We start from the raw sequence: 13179 nt of genomic DNA on the forward strand, positions 1-13179 counted from the left end.
GTGTTTCACACTGCTTTAGAGGCCACAGAGAATAGCATGAACTGCCGGCAAGGAAAACGGTTGCGTGTGCATGGTTAGCCGTCTTTTGTCTCACTCTGCGATGACGACGATCGCGGCTTATTGGCCTTGATCTCATTCATGCAACAAGTGATAAGCAGTACTAACCCCCAGGGGAGCATCAGGGTACCCATCATCAGTAAATAGATTTGTACCAGTCGGCTCTCGTGAGGGCGGGTACAGAGCAAATAAATGGCATAGAAATAAATAACCCACGCCAGCATCGCACACCAGACAAACGTCAGCGTGTTGCCGAGAGCGACGCCGATTAAGGCGATATAACTTATCCCTAACGGATTGAGGATCGCGATGATCATTCCCCAGATCAGCGGCTGGCTCCACTTTTTCCTGCTCATGCTCGTTCCTTGAGAGTGATGTTGTGGAAGACTAGCATGCGCAATGCCGGCAGGAGCATACCTCCGTCCAGGCAAGAGGGGATTTCAGAATTGTGCTCGCGCAGGAATTAGAACGGGAAATGGATCAGTTCGACGTCGTCCGGCGTCACCTTCACCATCGAACCTTCGCTGTGCCAGGCGCCGAGTACCACGCGCCATGCGGGCTGGCCGTTGGCCTGCAGGTCATGGACCGCCGGGCGATGGGTATGGCCGTGGATCAGCCACTGCACGTGATGCCGCTCCATGGCGTTAACCACCGCCTGTGGATTCACATCCATAATTTCCATTGATTTGCTGCTGTTGGCGGCTTTGCTGTCGGCGCGCATGCGGGCGGCGATGCGGCGGCGGACAAACAGCGGCAGAGCCAGGAACAGACGCTGGATCCACGGGGTGTGGACTTTCGCGCGAAACGCCAGATAGCCTTGGTCATCGGTGCACAGCGTGTCGCCATGCATAATCAAGACGTCACGGCCATAGAGGTCCAGTCGCTCTTCTTCGGCGAGCAGGATCATCCCGCTCTGACGGGCGAAGCGCTGGCCGACGAGAAAATCGCGGTTGCCGTGAATGAAGTAGCAGGGCACGCCGGCGTCGACGACGGCTTTGATTGCCGTAGCGATTTGCTGATGCAACGGGTTGGGATCGTCATCGCCGATCCACGCCTCAAACAGATCGCCAAGGATATACAGGGCGTCCGCCTGACGGGCTTCCCCCTGTAAAAAACGCAGAAAACCGGCGGTGATCGCCGGTTCTTCTGTTTGCAGGTGCAAATCTGCAATAAAAAGTGTCGCCACGAATTACTCGCTGACGGTGACGCTTTTGATGATCACATCGTCTTTCGGCACATCCTGGTGCATGCCGCTGCGGCCGGTGGCAACCGCTTTGATTTTGTCAACCACGTCCATGCCTTCAACCACTTCCGCGAAGACGCAGTAGCCCCAGCCCTGCAGGCTTTCGCCGGAGAAGTTCAGGAAGTCGTTGTCAACCACGTTGATGAAGAACTGCGCGGTGGCAGAGTGCGGCGCCTGAGTACGGGCCATCGCCAGCGTGCCGCGGGTGTTTTTCAGACCGTTGTTCGCTTCGTTCTGAATCGGAGATTTGGTCGCTTTTTGTTTCATGCCAGGTTCAAAACCGCCGCCCTGAATCATGAAACCGTTGATAACACGGTGGAAAATGGTGTTGTCGTAGAAACCTTCGCGGCAGTAGTCCAGGAAGTTTTTAACTGTTTCCGGCGCTTTGTCGTCAAACGTTTTGATTACGATATCGCCATGATTGGTGTGGAAAGTAACCATTTTTGCATCCTGTTCCGATGAGTGTGGTGCCAGCACCCGGTGTCGGGTGAGATATAGGGGGGTGTTATAGCATAACCGCGGGGGTCGATGCACCTTGCAATGTGTGCTGCGTCCTGTCTGAATTATGGGTATTATAGAGGCTTCATTACCCACACACGTCTACACGGAATCTTCGATGTTAAAAATTTTTAATACACTGACGCGCCAGAAAGAGGAATTTAAACCTATCCATGCCGGGGAAGTCGGCATGTACGTGTGTGGTATTACCGTTTACGATCTCTGTCACATCGGCCATGGGCGTACCTTCGTCTCTTTTGACGTTGTGGCGCGTTATCTGCGTTTTCTCGGCTATAAGCTGAAGTACGTGCGCAATATCACCGATATCGACGACAAAATCATTAAGCGCGCTAATGAAAACGGCGAAAGCTTTGTCGCGCTGGTCGATCGGATGATCGCCGAAATGCACAAGGATTTTGACGCCCTGAATATTTTGCGTCCCGACAGCGAGCCGCGCGCGACGCATCATATTGCGGAGATCATAGAGATTACCGAGCAACTGATCGCCAAAGGCCATGCCTATGTGGCGGATAACGGCGACGTAATGTTCGATGTGCCGACAGACCCGAACTACGGTTTGCTGTCGCGTCAGGATCTCGATCAGCTGCAGGCGGGGGCGCGCGTCGACGTGGTTGACGTCAAGCGTAATCCGATGGACTTCGTCCTGTGGAAGATGTCGAAAGAGGGCGAGCCAAGCTGGCCGTCGCCGTGGGGCGCAGGCCGTCCGGGATGGCATATCGAGTGCTCGGCGATGAACTGCAAACAGCTGGGCAACCATTTTGACATTCACGGCGGCGGTTCCGATCTGATGTTCCCGCATCACGAAAACGAAATCGCTCAGTCCACCTGCGCCCATGACGGCGAGTACGTTAACTACTGGATGCACTCCGGCATGGTGATGGTCGACCGCGAGAAGATGTCGAAATCGCTGGGCAACTTTTTTACCGTCCGCGACGTGCTGAAGTATTACGATGCCGAGACCATTCGCTACTTCCTGATGTCCGGCCACTATCGCAGCCAGCTGAACTATAGCGAAGAGAACCTCAAGCAGGCGCGTTCGGCGCTGGAGCGTCTGTATACTGCGCTGCGCGGTACCGACAAATCCGTCGATGCGGCGGGCGGCGAAGCCTTCGAAGCACGCTTTATCGAGGCGATGGACGATGACTTCAACACCCCGGAAGCCTACTCGGTGCTGTTCGATATGGCTCGCGAAGTGAACCGTCTGAAAACCGAGGACGCGGCCGCGGCGAACGCCATGGCGGCCCACCTGCGTAAGCTTGCGTCGGTGCTGGGGCTGCTGGAGCAGGAGCCGGACGCCTTCCTGCAGAGCGGTGCGCAGGCTGACGACGCGGAAGTGGCGGAAATTGAATCGCTTATCCAGCAGCGTCTGGACGCGCGTAAAGCGAAAGACTGGGCGGCGGCGGATGCGGCGCGCGATCGTCTTAACGAGATGGGTATCGTGCTGGAAGATGGCCCGCAGGGCACCACCTGGCGCCGGAAGTAAGCCATAAAAAACGCCCGCTTAAGCGGGCGTTTTCCTTTTCGCTGTCAGGCCGTGACGGTGACGCTCTGGCCTTCAAAGCTCACTGTCTGACCGGCGACGATTTTGCAGCGTTTGCGAGTTTCCACCGCGCCGTCGACTTTTACCAGCCCGTCGGCGATGGCGATCTTCGCCTGGGCGCCGCTTTCGCTCCAGCCTTCGAGTTTCAGCAGATCGCACAGCTCAACGTGCGGGTGTTTTCCTAAGGAAAATGTCGCCATCTCAGGCCTCCTCAACGTCGTGGTACTCTTCGCACGCCTGCAGCGTGTTCTGAATCAGAGTGGCGACGGTCATCGGGCCAACGCCGCCGGGAACCGGGGTGATGTAGGACGCGCGTTCAGCGGCATCTTCATACACCACGTCGCCGACCACTTTGCCGCTTTCCAGACGGTTAATGCCGACATCGACCACAATCGCCCCTTCTTTGATCCATTCGCCAGGAATAAAGCCCGGTTTACCCACCGCGACGATCAGCAGGTCGGCGTTTTCGACATGATGGCGCAGGTTTTTGGTAAAGCGGTGGGTGACGGTGGTGGTGCAGCCGGCCAGCAGCAGCTCCATGCTCATTGGGCGGCCGACGATATTGGAGGCGCCAATGACCACCGCATTCAGGCCGTAGGTGTCGATATTGTAGCGTTCCAGCAGCGTCACGATACCGCGTGGGGTGCACGGACGCAGGCGCGGCGCCCGCTGGCACAGGCGGCCAACGTTGTAAGGATGGAAGCCGTCAACGTCTTTATCCGGCGCGATGCGCTCAAGAACTTTGACGTTATCTATCCCTGCAGGCAGGGGCAGCTGAACCAGAATACCGTCGATGGTCTTATCGGCATTCAGGGTGTCGATAAGCTCCAGCAGCTCGGCTTCGCTGGTGGTTTCCGGGAGATCGTAAGAGCGGGAGACGAAGCCCACTTCTTCACATGCTTTGCGCTTGCTGCCGACATAAATCTGCGAGGCCGGGTTGCTGCCGACCAGCACGACGGCCAGCCCAGGGGCGCGTTTTCCGGCCGCAACGCGAGCCTTCACTTTTTCCGCAACCTCAGAGCGTACCTGCTGCGCAATCGTTTTACCGTCAATAATTTTTGCTACCATCAGAGAGAGGATTCCATCTGTATCTTTACGAAAGGGGGATGAGGATATTTTGTCAGAAGCCGGCCTCGCTGTCAGTCCTCGTTTGCTGTTTTATCCTGTCTGCGGTGAATTTAGCCTGTTTTGACCCTGATTATCACATGGTTATTGGTGCGTTGCGCCTGGCCACTCAGTCGATTTACTGGCGTAAGAGCCCCGCTGGTACGCTTCTTGTACAGTTGGTGGAGGATATTTCGCCAGCGTCGTATAAGCTCCACAGTTTCCTGGCAAAATGGATTGACTCAACCGACGTGGACCGTATAATTCCAGGCGTTTCACTCCGCGAAGCACTCGCTTCTCAGGGCGCCCTTAGCTCAGCTGGATAGAGCAACGGCCTTCTAAGCCGTAGGTCACAGGTTCGAATCCTGTAGGGCGTGCCATTAATAATCAATCACTTAATTACTTCCTCCAGTCGCTGATTTTTCCTTGTGGGACATATGTGGGACATCTTCTGCAAAAATCGAGTCAATTTTCCGTGCGTGTTCAGTCAGGTGGTTCGGCGCCAGGTGAGCATAGCGACGGACCATTTCGATGATTCTAATGTCTTGCAGTATCTGTCGGACGATGGCCAGTGAGAGTACAGCATTACGGCTCTGCAATATCGAACAGAATGGTTAATGCTGGTTATAGCTGAGTGCAGAATAAGCGCTCTGCAGGAATGTGAAAATATGTTGCCGGTAACAGGCTAATAGTCATTATAGCTTTAGGTTATGTCTGACTGGGTTAAGTATCGCATTTTAAGCTGGCGTGAAGTACAGTTGTTAAAGATCAATATTGAACACTATTTGAAAGCATACCCTCGATGTTCATCCACTGCCTGGAAAGATCCAAATGAACATCAAATTCGTCGTCATCTCCGTATTCGCTGTTGTGTGTGTCTTTGCATCAGATATTTCCATCGCCAAATCGAATTCCTTAAGCGATGATCAGGTCAGGCAAAGAATTATTGATGACTCTGTCGCATCCTATCCCGGTACCTGTGCCTGTCCCTTCAATACCGCCCGGAACGGCAGCTCGTGCGGTGGCCGCAGCGCCTGGAGCAAAGCTGGTGGGTACTCACCTATTTGCTACAAGAAAGAGGTAACAAAGGAGATGGTGAAGGCGTGGCGACAAGAGAATCAATGATAATAATCATTATCTGAACTAGGTGATTACTTACACTGGAATAGTAGGTTAAATAATATTAAATGATTATTTCGAATACGGCAGGCCATTTGCAGTAAGCACTGTTCTGTTAGAGGCGGCAGAGGCCACGGCATATATTATTTAACCTTTTGATATTTGACCCCAGTTAATCTTTTCCCTCTCTGACGGATTAAGTGCCACGTATCCTGTTACGAAGAGCACGGGGTTACTCACACATCAGACACTCCCTCTTCTCACGACAAAACCGGTTCAGCGTGTTGTGTGTGGGGACAGTACCCATCAACTCAATCTGATAACAAAAAGTTTAATTTTTTTCCCCGCCGCCCTGACTATAGTTAGGGCACTTTCACTTGCCCAAAAGGTCACGATTATGAAATTAGTTATCGCCTCCGTAATTTCCCTTCTCAGCTTCAGCGCGCTGGCGGCGCCAGAGGGCACGCTCAGCGTACACATTCTTAATCAGCAAACCGGGCTCCCTTCGCCGGGTGTGCAGATTGAGCTGGATAAGCAGCAAGGGGAGAGCTGGCAGCATATCGCCACCGGCAAAACGGATGCCGATGGGCGGATTAAATCGCTCTATCCGCAGGCGGAGAATATGGAGCCGGGGGTTTATAAAGTGACGTTTAAAACCGGTGACTATTTTAAAAGCCAAAACATGAATACGTTCTTCCCGGTGATTCCGGTTATTTTCAATGTCACAAAGCAAAATCAAAAACTGCATATCCCGCTGCTGCTCAGTCAGTACGGATACTCTACCTACCGCGGCAGCTGATGACCCAAGCCGCTATCCAGCCAACGCCTGCGCGTCTCCCGCAGGCGTCACCCTTTCCCCGCACAACGACCTCCATGCCTAACGCTCGGGCTCTTTCTCTTTAAAGTGTTTAACGGCTTCGTCGTATATCGCCAGCAGGCCGGAAATATCGCCTTCATATTGCGGCACGCGCTGGGCGCGAACCAGCTCAATCAGCAGCGCATAGGCTGCTTCTTCCGGGGCCGCATGTGGGTTGATCAGTCCAGACATATCACCTCCTTAACAGTGGGCCTTTAGCCTACCCCTGGGCGGAAAAACGCAACAGCCTGATATGCAACCAGTGCTTCTTGCCTGGCTCTGGTGAAACCTCAGCGGTGAAGACCACGGCGGAAGGGGGGCGTTATCCAGGCCACTGGGGGGGCGGTTAGACCGGCAGCAGGCTCATCATCAGCCAGGCGATGGCGATGCAGATAAGCGTCATCGACAGCACAAAATTCATGGTAGCTCCTCTTCATCCTTTCTGTACTCAGCGTAAATTTTGACAGCGCTGATCGCCTTTATCCTTGGCGATTTGTGCCGCTATCCGACGATGGGGTGGGGAAAGATGGCCTGTTTCCCCGGAAAGGCCAGCAAAATATCCTCTTTGTCAGAGTTATAGTGATGACATCAATGAATAAGCTGCATCACATTGGTTATGTTGCTCTTTCCGCCTGAAGAATGACTTCAGGTCGCTGATAAGCTGCTGGGGGAACTGACAGGATGAGCACCACACCGTTAACGCTTTCTATTGCCGGGCAACCGACGCCCATCACCCTGCCGCAGGTGCCGGGAACCCGGGGCCATGTGGGAGTCGACATACGCGAGCTGAATCACTCCGGATTCTGCAGCTATGACCCCGGCTTCGCCAATACCGCCGGATGCCAGTCGGCGATCTCGTGGATCGATACGGAAAACAGCGTGCTATTGCACCGCGGCTATCCGGTGGATCAGCTGGCTCGCCAGTGCGATTTTCTCGAAGTGGCCTACATCATGCTGAACGGTGACGCGCCGGATGAGGCCAGCTATCAAACCTTTCGCGAGACCATCACCCGCCATACCCTGGTCCATGAGCAGATAGCCCGCATGTGCAGCGGCTTTCGTCGCGACTCGCACCCGATGGCGCTGATGTGCGCCCTGGTGGGGGCGCTGGCGGCGTTCTATCATGATGTCCTGGATGTGGAAAATCCGCAGCACCGGGCGCTGGCCGCCACGCGGCTGCTGTCGAAAATGCCCACTATCGCCGCCATGAGCTACAAGTACACCATTGAACAACCCGCCGCCTATCCGCGCAACGATCTCTCCTATGCCGGAAATTTCCTGCAGATGCTGTTTGCTATCCCGGCCGAGAAGTACGTCCTCAATCCGGTTATCGAGCAGGCGATGAACCAGATCCTGGTGCTGCATGCCGATCACGGGCAGTGCGCCTCGACCACCACGGTGCGCGCGGCGGGCTCCTCCGGAGCGAACTTATTCGCCTGCGTCGCCGCCGGGCTGGCGTCGCTGTGGGGGCCAATGCACGGTGGCGCCAATGAATCGAGCATGCGAATGCTGGAGGAAATTGAAAGCGTCGATCAGGTTCCGGCGTTTCTGCGCCAGGCGAAGCGCGATCCGCAGGCATTTCGCCGCCTCGGTTTTGGCAACTCACGCTACCGTCACCGTGACCCGCGCGCCGATATCCTGCGTGAAACCAGCCATCGGGTCCTGGCAGAGGTAGGCATGTCTGACCGCCTGCTGCAGGTAGCGATGGCCCTTGAGGACGTGGCGCTGACCGATCCCTACTTTGTGGACAATGGCCTGTCGCCAAGCGTGGATTTTTATACCGCGGTGATCCTCAAGGCGATGAATCTGCCTTCGTCGATGTTTGCGGTGGTCACCGCGGTCGGCCGGACGGTCGGCTGGGTGGCGCACTGGAACGAGATGCACCAGGCGCCGCTGACCATCTACCGGCCACGGCAGATTTACGTTGGCGAGGAGTATCGGGATTACGTCTCCCGACGCGGCGAGCGGTCAACGGGCCCGCAGTGACAGCGGGTGAGGCGAACGCCAGCGCGACCTTCGTGGTGACCTATAACTGATCGGCCTGACGGCGCGGCGCCGTCAGGCATGCGCCAGCAAAGGAAACATCAACTTCCTGTCTTTAAACAAGTTTTCCTTCTGGTCATAGACAAAGAGGATATCTTCTCCCTCAATCTTCTCGTACTCGCCGAGCCGGTCTTCATTGGGGGTAAAGCCGAGGATAGCCTGGTAAACATGGTCATCGGCCAGCTCGTTGACCAGCGTCGACAGGCTTTTGCCCGCATCGCAGAACAGGTCAAAGCAGATCAGCACCGGACCGTTTTGCATGGCGATAACCACCGCCTCATTTTTTGCCGAATAGTAAACGAAATGCTTCATAAAGGCTGAGCAGTAAAACATCAGCAGGCCAAAGTTGTGCTCCACCCGCAGCGGTGAGAACGGGTTGGATTTTTCATAGTAATGGCGGAGCAGGGCGACATCGTCAGCGCTGTCCATATCCAGTTTGCGAAAATCACCGGCGCGCGGAGCGACCGGCATAATATATTGATGCTCTTCGCTGCGGGTGAAACCAAATTTGGGGTAAAAATCCACCGTGGTGGGATTGGCAAATAAAAAGAAGGCGTCCGCCTCCTGCTGCCAGTCCTGCAGAATATGGTGGATAAGCTGGCCGGCTAATCCCTTATTGCGGTGGTCCGGTTCGGTCATCACGGTACCAATCTGAATATACCGCCGGGGCTCGCCCTGCCAGCGCAGATCGATGATGTTGGCCGAGGCGTTAGCGATAATTTTATTACGTTCGACAAAGGCGTAGGGGATATAGGCGTCGGTCCAGTAACCTTGCTGATACCACTCTTCAAAAGACAGGTCGAAAGTCTTAACGGCAAGGTCAATGAAGCTTTTTCTTAATATGTTATTTTCTCTGACTTGCTTCACTAATTGATAATTCATTGTCATAGTTCCTTCTCACTATGGCTTCTGAAAGCGACGACGTCGGCAAAGGCACTTGCGTCGAATGAGCGCTGTAAACGTAGCATATCTGGGAAAAGGATCCGCAATGTCGATGCTTAACCTTTGCCCGAGTCACAAATAACCGCATGAAGGCGTCACAAATGACGTTGAACATCCCGCCGTGCAGCATGTTATCTCCGTGCTGCAGAGCAACCACGGGGCCAATGCAACAGGCGATGAGAAAATATGCTGTTTGTTTTTTGGGCAACCAGTCGCGCTGTAGAGGTCTGGTTTATTTTTTTATGCATAAAAAAGGAAGTTTTACGCGATGTGGCTAATAATAGAGTAGCCGCAATCGCAATACTGAAATTAGTGATTGAACAACGTATAATATCGTGCTTTGTGTCTTAGTGTTACCGCACGAATTGGAAAAATACAACCGGCAGGATCCGCTACTTTATTTCGCGGTTTTTGCTCAGCTATTATTGAGTGAATTAACAGGATTACTATGTCAAATTTACCCAAATTTTCCCGCGCGCTGTTGCACCCGCGTTACTGGCTATTATGGCTGGGAATTGGCCTCTTATGGCTGCTGGTGCAATTACCGTATCCGGTGATCTACCGACTGGGCACTGCGCTCGGGCGGCTGGCAATGCGGGTGATGAAAAGCCGCGCACGGATTGCCAGACGTAATCTCGAACTCTGCTTTCCCGCGATGAGCGTCACCGAGCGTGAGGCACTGCTGGTGAAAAACTTTGAATCGCTGGGCATGGGGCTGATGGAGACCGGCATGGCCTGGTTCTGGCCGACGCACCGGGTGGCGCGCTGGACCGAGACCAGCGGCGTAAACGAGGTGGTCGAACTTCTGGAACAAAAGCAGGGCATCTTACTGATCGGTATCCATTTTCTGACCCTCGAGATGGGGGCGCGAATGTATGGCATGTTTACCCCGGGGATCGGCGTCTACCGGCCCAATGATAACCCGCTGATTGACTGGCTGCAGACCTGGGGACGCTTGCGCTCGAACAAGACCATGCTGGATCGAAAAAATCTGAAAGGCATGGTCAGGGCGCTGAAAGAGGGAGAGATCCTCTGGTACGCGCCGGATCATGATTACGGGCCGGCCAGCAGCGTTTTTGCGCCGCTGTTTGCTGTCGAGCAGGCGGCGACCACCACCGGCACCTGGATGCTGGCGAAGATGTCCGGGGCGACGATTGTACCGTTTGTTCCGCGACGCAAACCCAACGGTATGGGATATGAGCTGATCTCCCTGACGCCGGAGCGCACGCCGCCGCTGGCCAGCGCCGAGGTTACCGCGGCGTGGATGAACCAGATTATCGAACAGTGCATCCTGATGGCGCCTGAACAATATATGTGGCTGCACCGGCGCTTTAAGACCCGCCCGGAAGGGGTGCCGCCGCGTTACTGAACGCTGCGGCCAAAAAATCAGCGCACCGGTAGCACGCTTATTAAATCGCCGTCTATACTGAAAGAGCCTGATCTAAGGCCCATTCCAAGGAGATTGCAGGATGAAAAAAGTGATAGTCGCGTTAGCCCTTTCCGCCGTTGCGTTTGGCGCGTCCGCCGCGCAGTTGATCACCAAAGAAGAAGCTAAACACTTTAAACTGACCAAGGTCGGACCGATCTCGGTGGGGCCGTCAGGTGGGCAGTTCTCTTCACCTTCCGATCTGCACGATCAGCTCTCCAAGCTGGCCGATGAGAAAGGCGGAAAGTACTACGTGATTACTGCTGCGCGTGAGCATGGTCCTAACTTTGAAGCCACAGCGGAAGTGTATAAATAATCGATTCTTCCGCGTGCCATAACGGCACGCCACTGACTGAGCCTGGAGCGCATTACGCCTCCGGGCTTATTTTTTTCCGCTGCCCACGTTCCGACGGCTAAGCGGAAGCGAAAACGTTTTTTATCGCTATATATGAATTTGATGATCACGATGTTAATGAAATATTGCTTTTTATTGTCGCTAAAAGGCGAATTCCAACCTAATGCCTGAGGGAGTGACCCCTGGCAAAAATAGGTAGGACAAATGTGTTATCATCGCGCCTTTCCCTTTTTGTCTGGGGCTTTCTTGTATGCTACAACCTGTTGTTCGCGTCGGTGAATGGCTGGTAACCCCCTCTGTAAACCAAATCAGCAGGAAGGGGCGCCAGCTTACCCTTGAACCGCGTTTAATCGACCTTCTGGTCTTTTTCGCTCGCCATCCGGGGGAAGTGCTTAGTCGGGACGAGCTTATCGAAAACGTCTGGACCCGGAACGTTGTGACCAGCCACGTCGTCACGCAGAGTATTTCTGAACTGCGCAAGTCGCTCAAAGACGGCGACGACGTTAGCCTTGAGTACATCGCGACGGTACCCAAACGGGGGTATAAGCTCACGGTGCCGGTGATCTGGTGCACCGAAGAAGGGGAGGAACTCGCCCCACAGATGGAGGCGCTGACGCCTTCGCCTTCGGTCGCCGCGACCGCGCCGCCGGCTGCCGGTGCGCCGCCCGATGCGCCCGTCTCCGCCGCCGATCCCGCCGTGCCAGCTCCCGCTCCGACAGTGGCCAGCGCGCCGTCAGTGCGTAAACGGCTCACCACCGCCCTGGTGTGGGGACTGTTCCTGTTGGCGCTGGGCACCTGCGTGGCGCTGGTGGCGCTGTCGAGCATGGAATCGCGGCCGCCGGTCAACAAGGCGCGCCTGTTGCTTAATCCGCGCGATATCGATATCCACCTGGTGAATGGTAACTCCTGCACCAACTGGTCGTCGCAGCACTCCTACGCGGTCGGCCTGGCCAGCCTGATCACAACCTCGCTGAACACCTTCTCGACCTTTATGGTGCATGACAAAACGGACTACAACATCAATGAGCCGAGCAGTTCCGGTAAAACGCTAACCATTGAGTTCGTCAATCAGCGCCACTACCGGGCGCAGCAGTGCTTTATGTCGGTCCAGTTGGTGGATAATGCCGACAGCTCGACGATGCTCGATAAGCGCTACTTTGTGACCAATGACAACCAGCTCACCATCCAGAACGATCTGATGAACAGCCTGTCGGATGCCCTGACGCAGCCGTGGCCGGCGCGGATGCAGGCGATGCTCAGGCAGTATCAGCCGTCGCAAAGCGTGGCGTTAACCTATTTCTACCAGTCGCATCAGCTGTTAATGAAGGGCGATGTTGACTCATTAAGCAAGGCCAGCAGCCTGCTGGATGATGTGATTAAACGGGCGCCTGATTTTATTTACGCGTATGCCGAAAAGACGCTGGTGGATGTATTACGCCATTCACAACAGCCGCTGGATGATAAACAGCTGGCAGCCCTCTATAGCGAAGTTGAACGGGTAGGGGAGATGCCAGGTATTAAAGACATGGCGATTTATTATCAAATAAAAGCGGTGGATTTGCTGGGGAAGGGCAAAGTCGATGAAGCGAATACCGCGATTAACAGTGCGATCGATTTAGAGATGTCGTGGCTGAATTATGTGCTGTTAGGCAAAGTCTATGAGATGAAAGGTGAGAACCGGCTGGCAGCAGATTCTTACATTACGGCGTTTAATTTACGCCCCGGGGGAGACACATTGTACTGGATTGAAAACGGGGTTTTCCAGACGTCGGTCAACCGGGTGGTTCCGTATCTCGATAATTTCCTCTCTTCAGAATAAGTAAACCCTCATCGTGTACAAGGTTTTGGGCATGGTGAGGTTAAATTTATGTTTCTCATGAAGCCTCTTGTTGTTATTTGTATTTAGCATTCAGGAGGCTTTAAATAACAGTTCGGCAACACACTGCATCTGGTTTAAGTGCATGTAAAACAACAA

Annotated in this window: 15 protein-coding genes, 1 tRNA gene and 1 pseudogene; 9 read left to right on the forward strand and 8 right to left on the reverse strand. The window is 54.4% G+C overall.

Features of this window, described 5'->3' with window-relative positions; all coding sequences use genetic code 11:
* Nucleotides 1–74 precede the first annotated feature (74 nt).
* The 3 genes from ACQUTP_RS09320 to ppiB all read right to left on the reverse strand — a co-directional run bounded on the left by ACQUTP_RS09320 (nt 75) and on the right by ppiB (nt 1741).
* Complete coding sequence (locus ACQUTP_RS09320; RefSeq protein WP_062914522.1) at nt 75–413, reverse strand: hypothetical protein; 339 nt, start codon at nt 411–413, stop codon at nt 75–77.
* A gap of 107 nt (nt 414–520) precedes the next feature.
* Complete coding sequence (gene lpxH / locus ACQUTP_RS09325) at nt 521–1243, reverse strand: UDP-2,3-diacylglucosamine diphosphatase (protein ID WP_004204708.1); 723 nt, start codon at nt 1241–1243, stop codon at nt 521–523.
* A 3-nt stretch (nt 1244–1246) separates the two neighbouring features.
* Nucleotides 1247–1741: a peptidylprolyl isomerase B gene (ppiB, locus tag ACQUTP_RS09330; RefSeq protein WP_004151319.1), complete on the reverse strand. Its 495-nt coding sequence runs from the start codon at nt 1739–1741 to the stop codon at nt 1247–1249.
* Between the two features lie 175 nt (nt 1742–1916).
* Here ppiB and cysS point away from each other — a divergent pair, with 175 nt between their 5' ends.
* Nucleotides 1917–3302: a cysteine--tRNA ligase gene (gene cysS, locus ACQUTP_RS09335; RefSeq protein WP_004204706.1), complete on the forward strand. Its 1386-nt coding sequence runs from the start codon at nt 1917–1919 to the stop codon at nt 3300–3302.
* A 44-nt stretch (nt 3303–3346) separates the two neighbouring features.
* Here cysS and ybcJ read toward each other — a convergent pair whose 3' ends face one another.
* Both ybcJ and folD read right to left on the reverse strand, forming a co-directional pair.
* Nucleotides 3347–3559 carry a ribosome-associated protein YbcJ gene (gene ybcJ / locus ACQUTP_RS09340; RefSeq protein WP_004143016.1) on the reverse strand — a complete coding sequence of 71 codons (213 nt, stop codon included), beginning with the start codon at nt 3557–3559 and terminating at the stop codon, nt 3347–3349.
* Between the two features lies 1 nt (nt 3560).
* Complete coding sequence (gene folD / locus ACQUTP_RS09345; RefSeq protein ID WP_062914520.1) at nt 3561–4427, reverse strand: bifunctional methylenetetrahydrofolate dehydrogenase/methenyltetrahydrofolate cyclohydrolase FolD; 867 nt, start codon at nt 4425–4427, stop codon at nt 3561–3563.
* Between the two features lie 339 nt (nt 4428–4766).
* On the opposite strand from folD, the gene ACQUTP_RS09350 reads away from it, so the two are divergent.
* A tRNA-Arg gene (locus ACQUTP_RS09350) sits at nt 4767–4843 on the forward strand.
* Nucleotides 4844–4858: 15 nt separating this feature from the next.
* Here the strand turns inward: ACQUTP_RS09350 and ACQUTP_RS09355 are convergent.
* A pseudogene (locus tag ACQUTP_RS09355) lies at nt 4859–4996 on the reverse strand (integrase); the annotation flags it as partial.
* A 298-nt stretch (nt 4997–5294) separates the two neighbouring features.
* Here ACQUTP_RS09355 and ACQUTP_RS09360 point away from each other — a divergent pair.
* Complete coding sequence (locus ACQUTP_RS09360; protein ID WP_049092949.1) at nt 5295–5588, forward strand: hypothetical protein; 294 nt, start codon at nt 5295–5297, stop codon at nt 5586–5588.
* 391 nt (nt 5589–5979) lie between these two features.
* Entirely contained in the window at nt 5980–6381 is a 402-nt protein-coding gene (gene uraH, locus ACQUTP_RS09365) for a hydroxyisourate hydrolase (protein ID WP_002892366.1), read from the forward strand.
* Between the two features lie 78 nt (nt 6382–6459).
* Here uraH and ACQUTP_RS09370 read toward each other — a convergent pair whose 3' ends face one another.
* Nucleotides 6460–6630 (reverse strand): hypothetical protein, encoded by a 171-nt coding sequence (locus ACQUTP_RS09370; RefSeq protein ID WP_023319874.1) that lies wholly within the window; start codon nt 6628–6630, stop codon nt 6460–6462.
* A gap of 303 nt (nt 6631–6933) precedes the next feature.
* Here ACQUTP_RS09370 and ACQUTP_RS09375 point away from each other — a divergent pair, with 303 nt between their 5' ends.
* Together ACQUTP_RS09375 and ACQUTP_RS09380 are read left to right on the forward strand one after the other, a co-directional pair.
* The gene (locus ACQUTP_RS09375; RefSeq protein WP_032425838.1) at nt 6934–7074 is read left to right on the forward strand and encodes a hypothetical protein; all 141 of its coding nucleotides are present in this window, start codon (nt 6934–6936) and stop codon (nt 7072–7074) included.
* A gap of 45 nt (nt 7075–7119) precedes the next feature.
* The gene (locus ACQUTP_RS09380; protein WP_049092952.1) at nt 7120–8424 is read left to right on the forward strand and encodes a citrate synthase; all 1305 of its coding nucleotides are present in this window, start codon (nt 7120–7122) and stop codon (nt 8422–8424) included.
* 72 nt (nt 8425–8496) lie between these two features.
* Here ACQUTP_RS09380 and ACQUTP_RS09385 read toward each other — a convergent pair whose 3' ends face one another.
* Entirely contained in the window at nt 8497–9363 is an 867-nt protein-coding gene (locus ACQUTP_RS09385; RefSeq protein WP_004202384.1) for a GNAT family N-acetyltransferase, read from the reverse strand.
* A gap of 508 nt (nt 9364–9871) precedes the next feature.
* On the opposite strand from ACQUTP_RS09385, the gene ACQUTP_RS09390 reads away from it, so the two are divergent.
* The 3 genes from ACQUTP_RS09390 to cadC all read left to right on the forward strand — a co-directional run bounded on the left by ACQUTP_RS09390 (nt 9872) and on the right by cadC (nt 13023).
* The gene (locus tag ACQUTP_RS09390) at nt 9872–10792 is read left to right on the forward strand and encodes a Kdo(2)-lipid IV(A) acyltransferase (protein ID WP_004202386.1); all 921 of its coding nucleotides are present in this window, start codon (nt 9872–9874) and stop codon (nt 10790–10792) included.
* A 100-nt stretch (nt 10793–10892) separates the two neighbouring features.
* Nucleotides 10893–11165 carry a DUF1471 domain-containing protein gene (locus tag ACQUTP_RS09395; RefSeq protein ID WP_004202387.1) on the forward strand — a complete coding sequence of 91 codons (273 nt, stop codon included), beginning with the start codon at nt 10893–10895 and terminating at the stop codon, nt 11163–11165.
* Between the two features lie 289 nt (nt 11166–11454).
* A complete protein-coding gene (gene cadC, locus ACQUTP_RS09400) occupies nt 11455–13023 on the forward strand; it encodes a lysine decarboxylation/transport transcriptional activator CadC (RefSeq protein WP_017898812.1) in 1569 nt (522 codons plus the stop codon).
* Nucleotides 13024–13179: the final 156 nt, after the last annotated feature.

The organism is Klebsiella sp. 2-CIP_Kleb., from assembly GCF_050378715.1.
Lineage (GTDB): Bacteria > Pseudomonadota > Gammaproteobacteria > Enterobacterales > Enterobacteriaceae > Klebsiella > Klebsiella quasipneumoniae.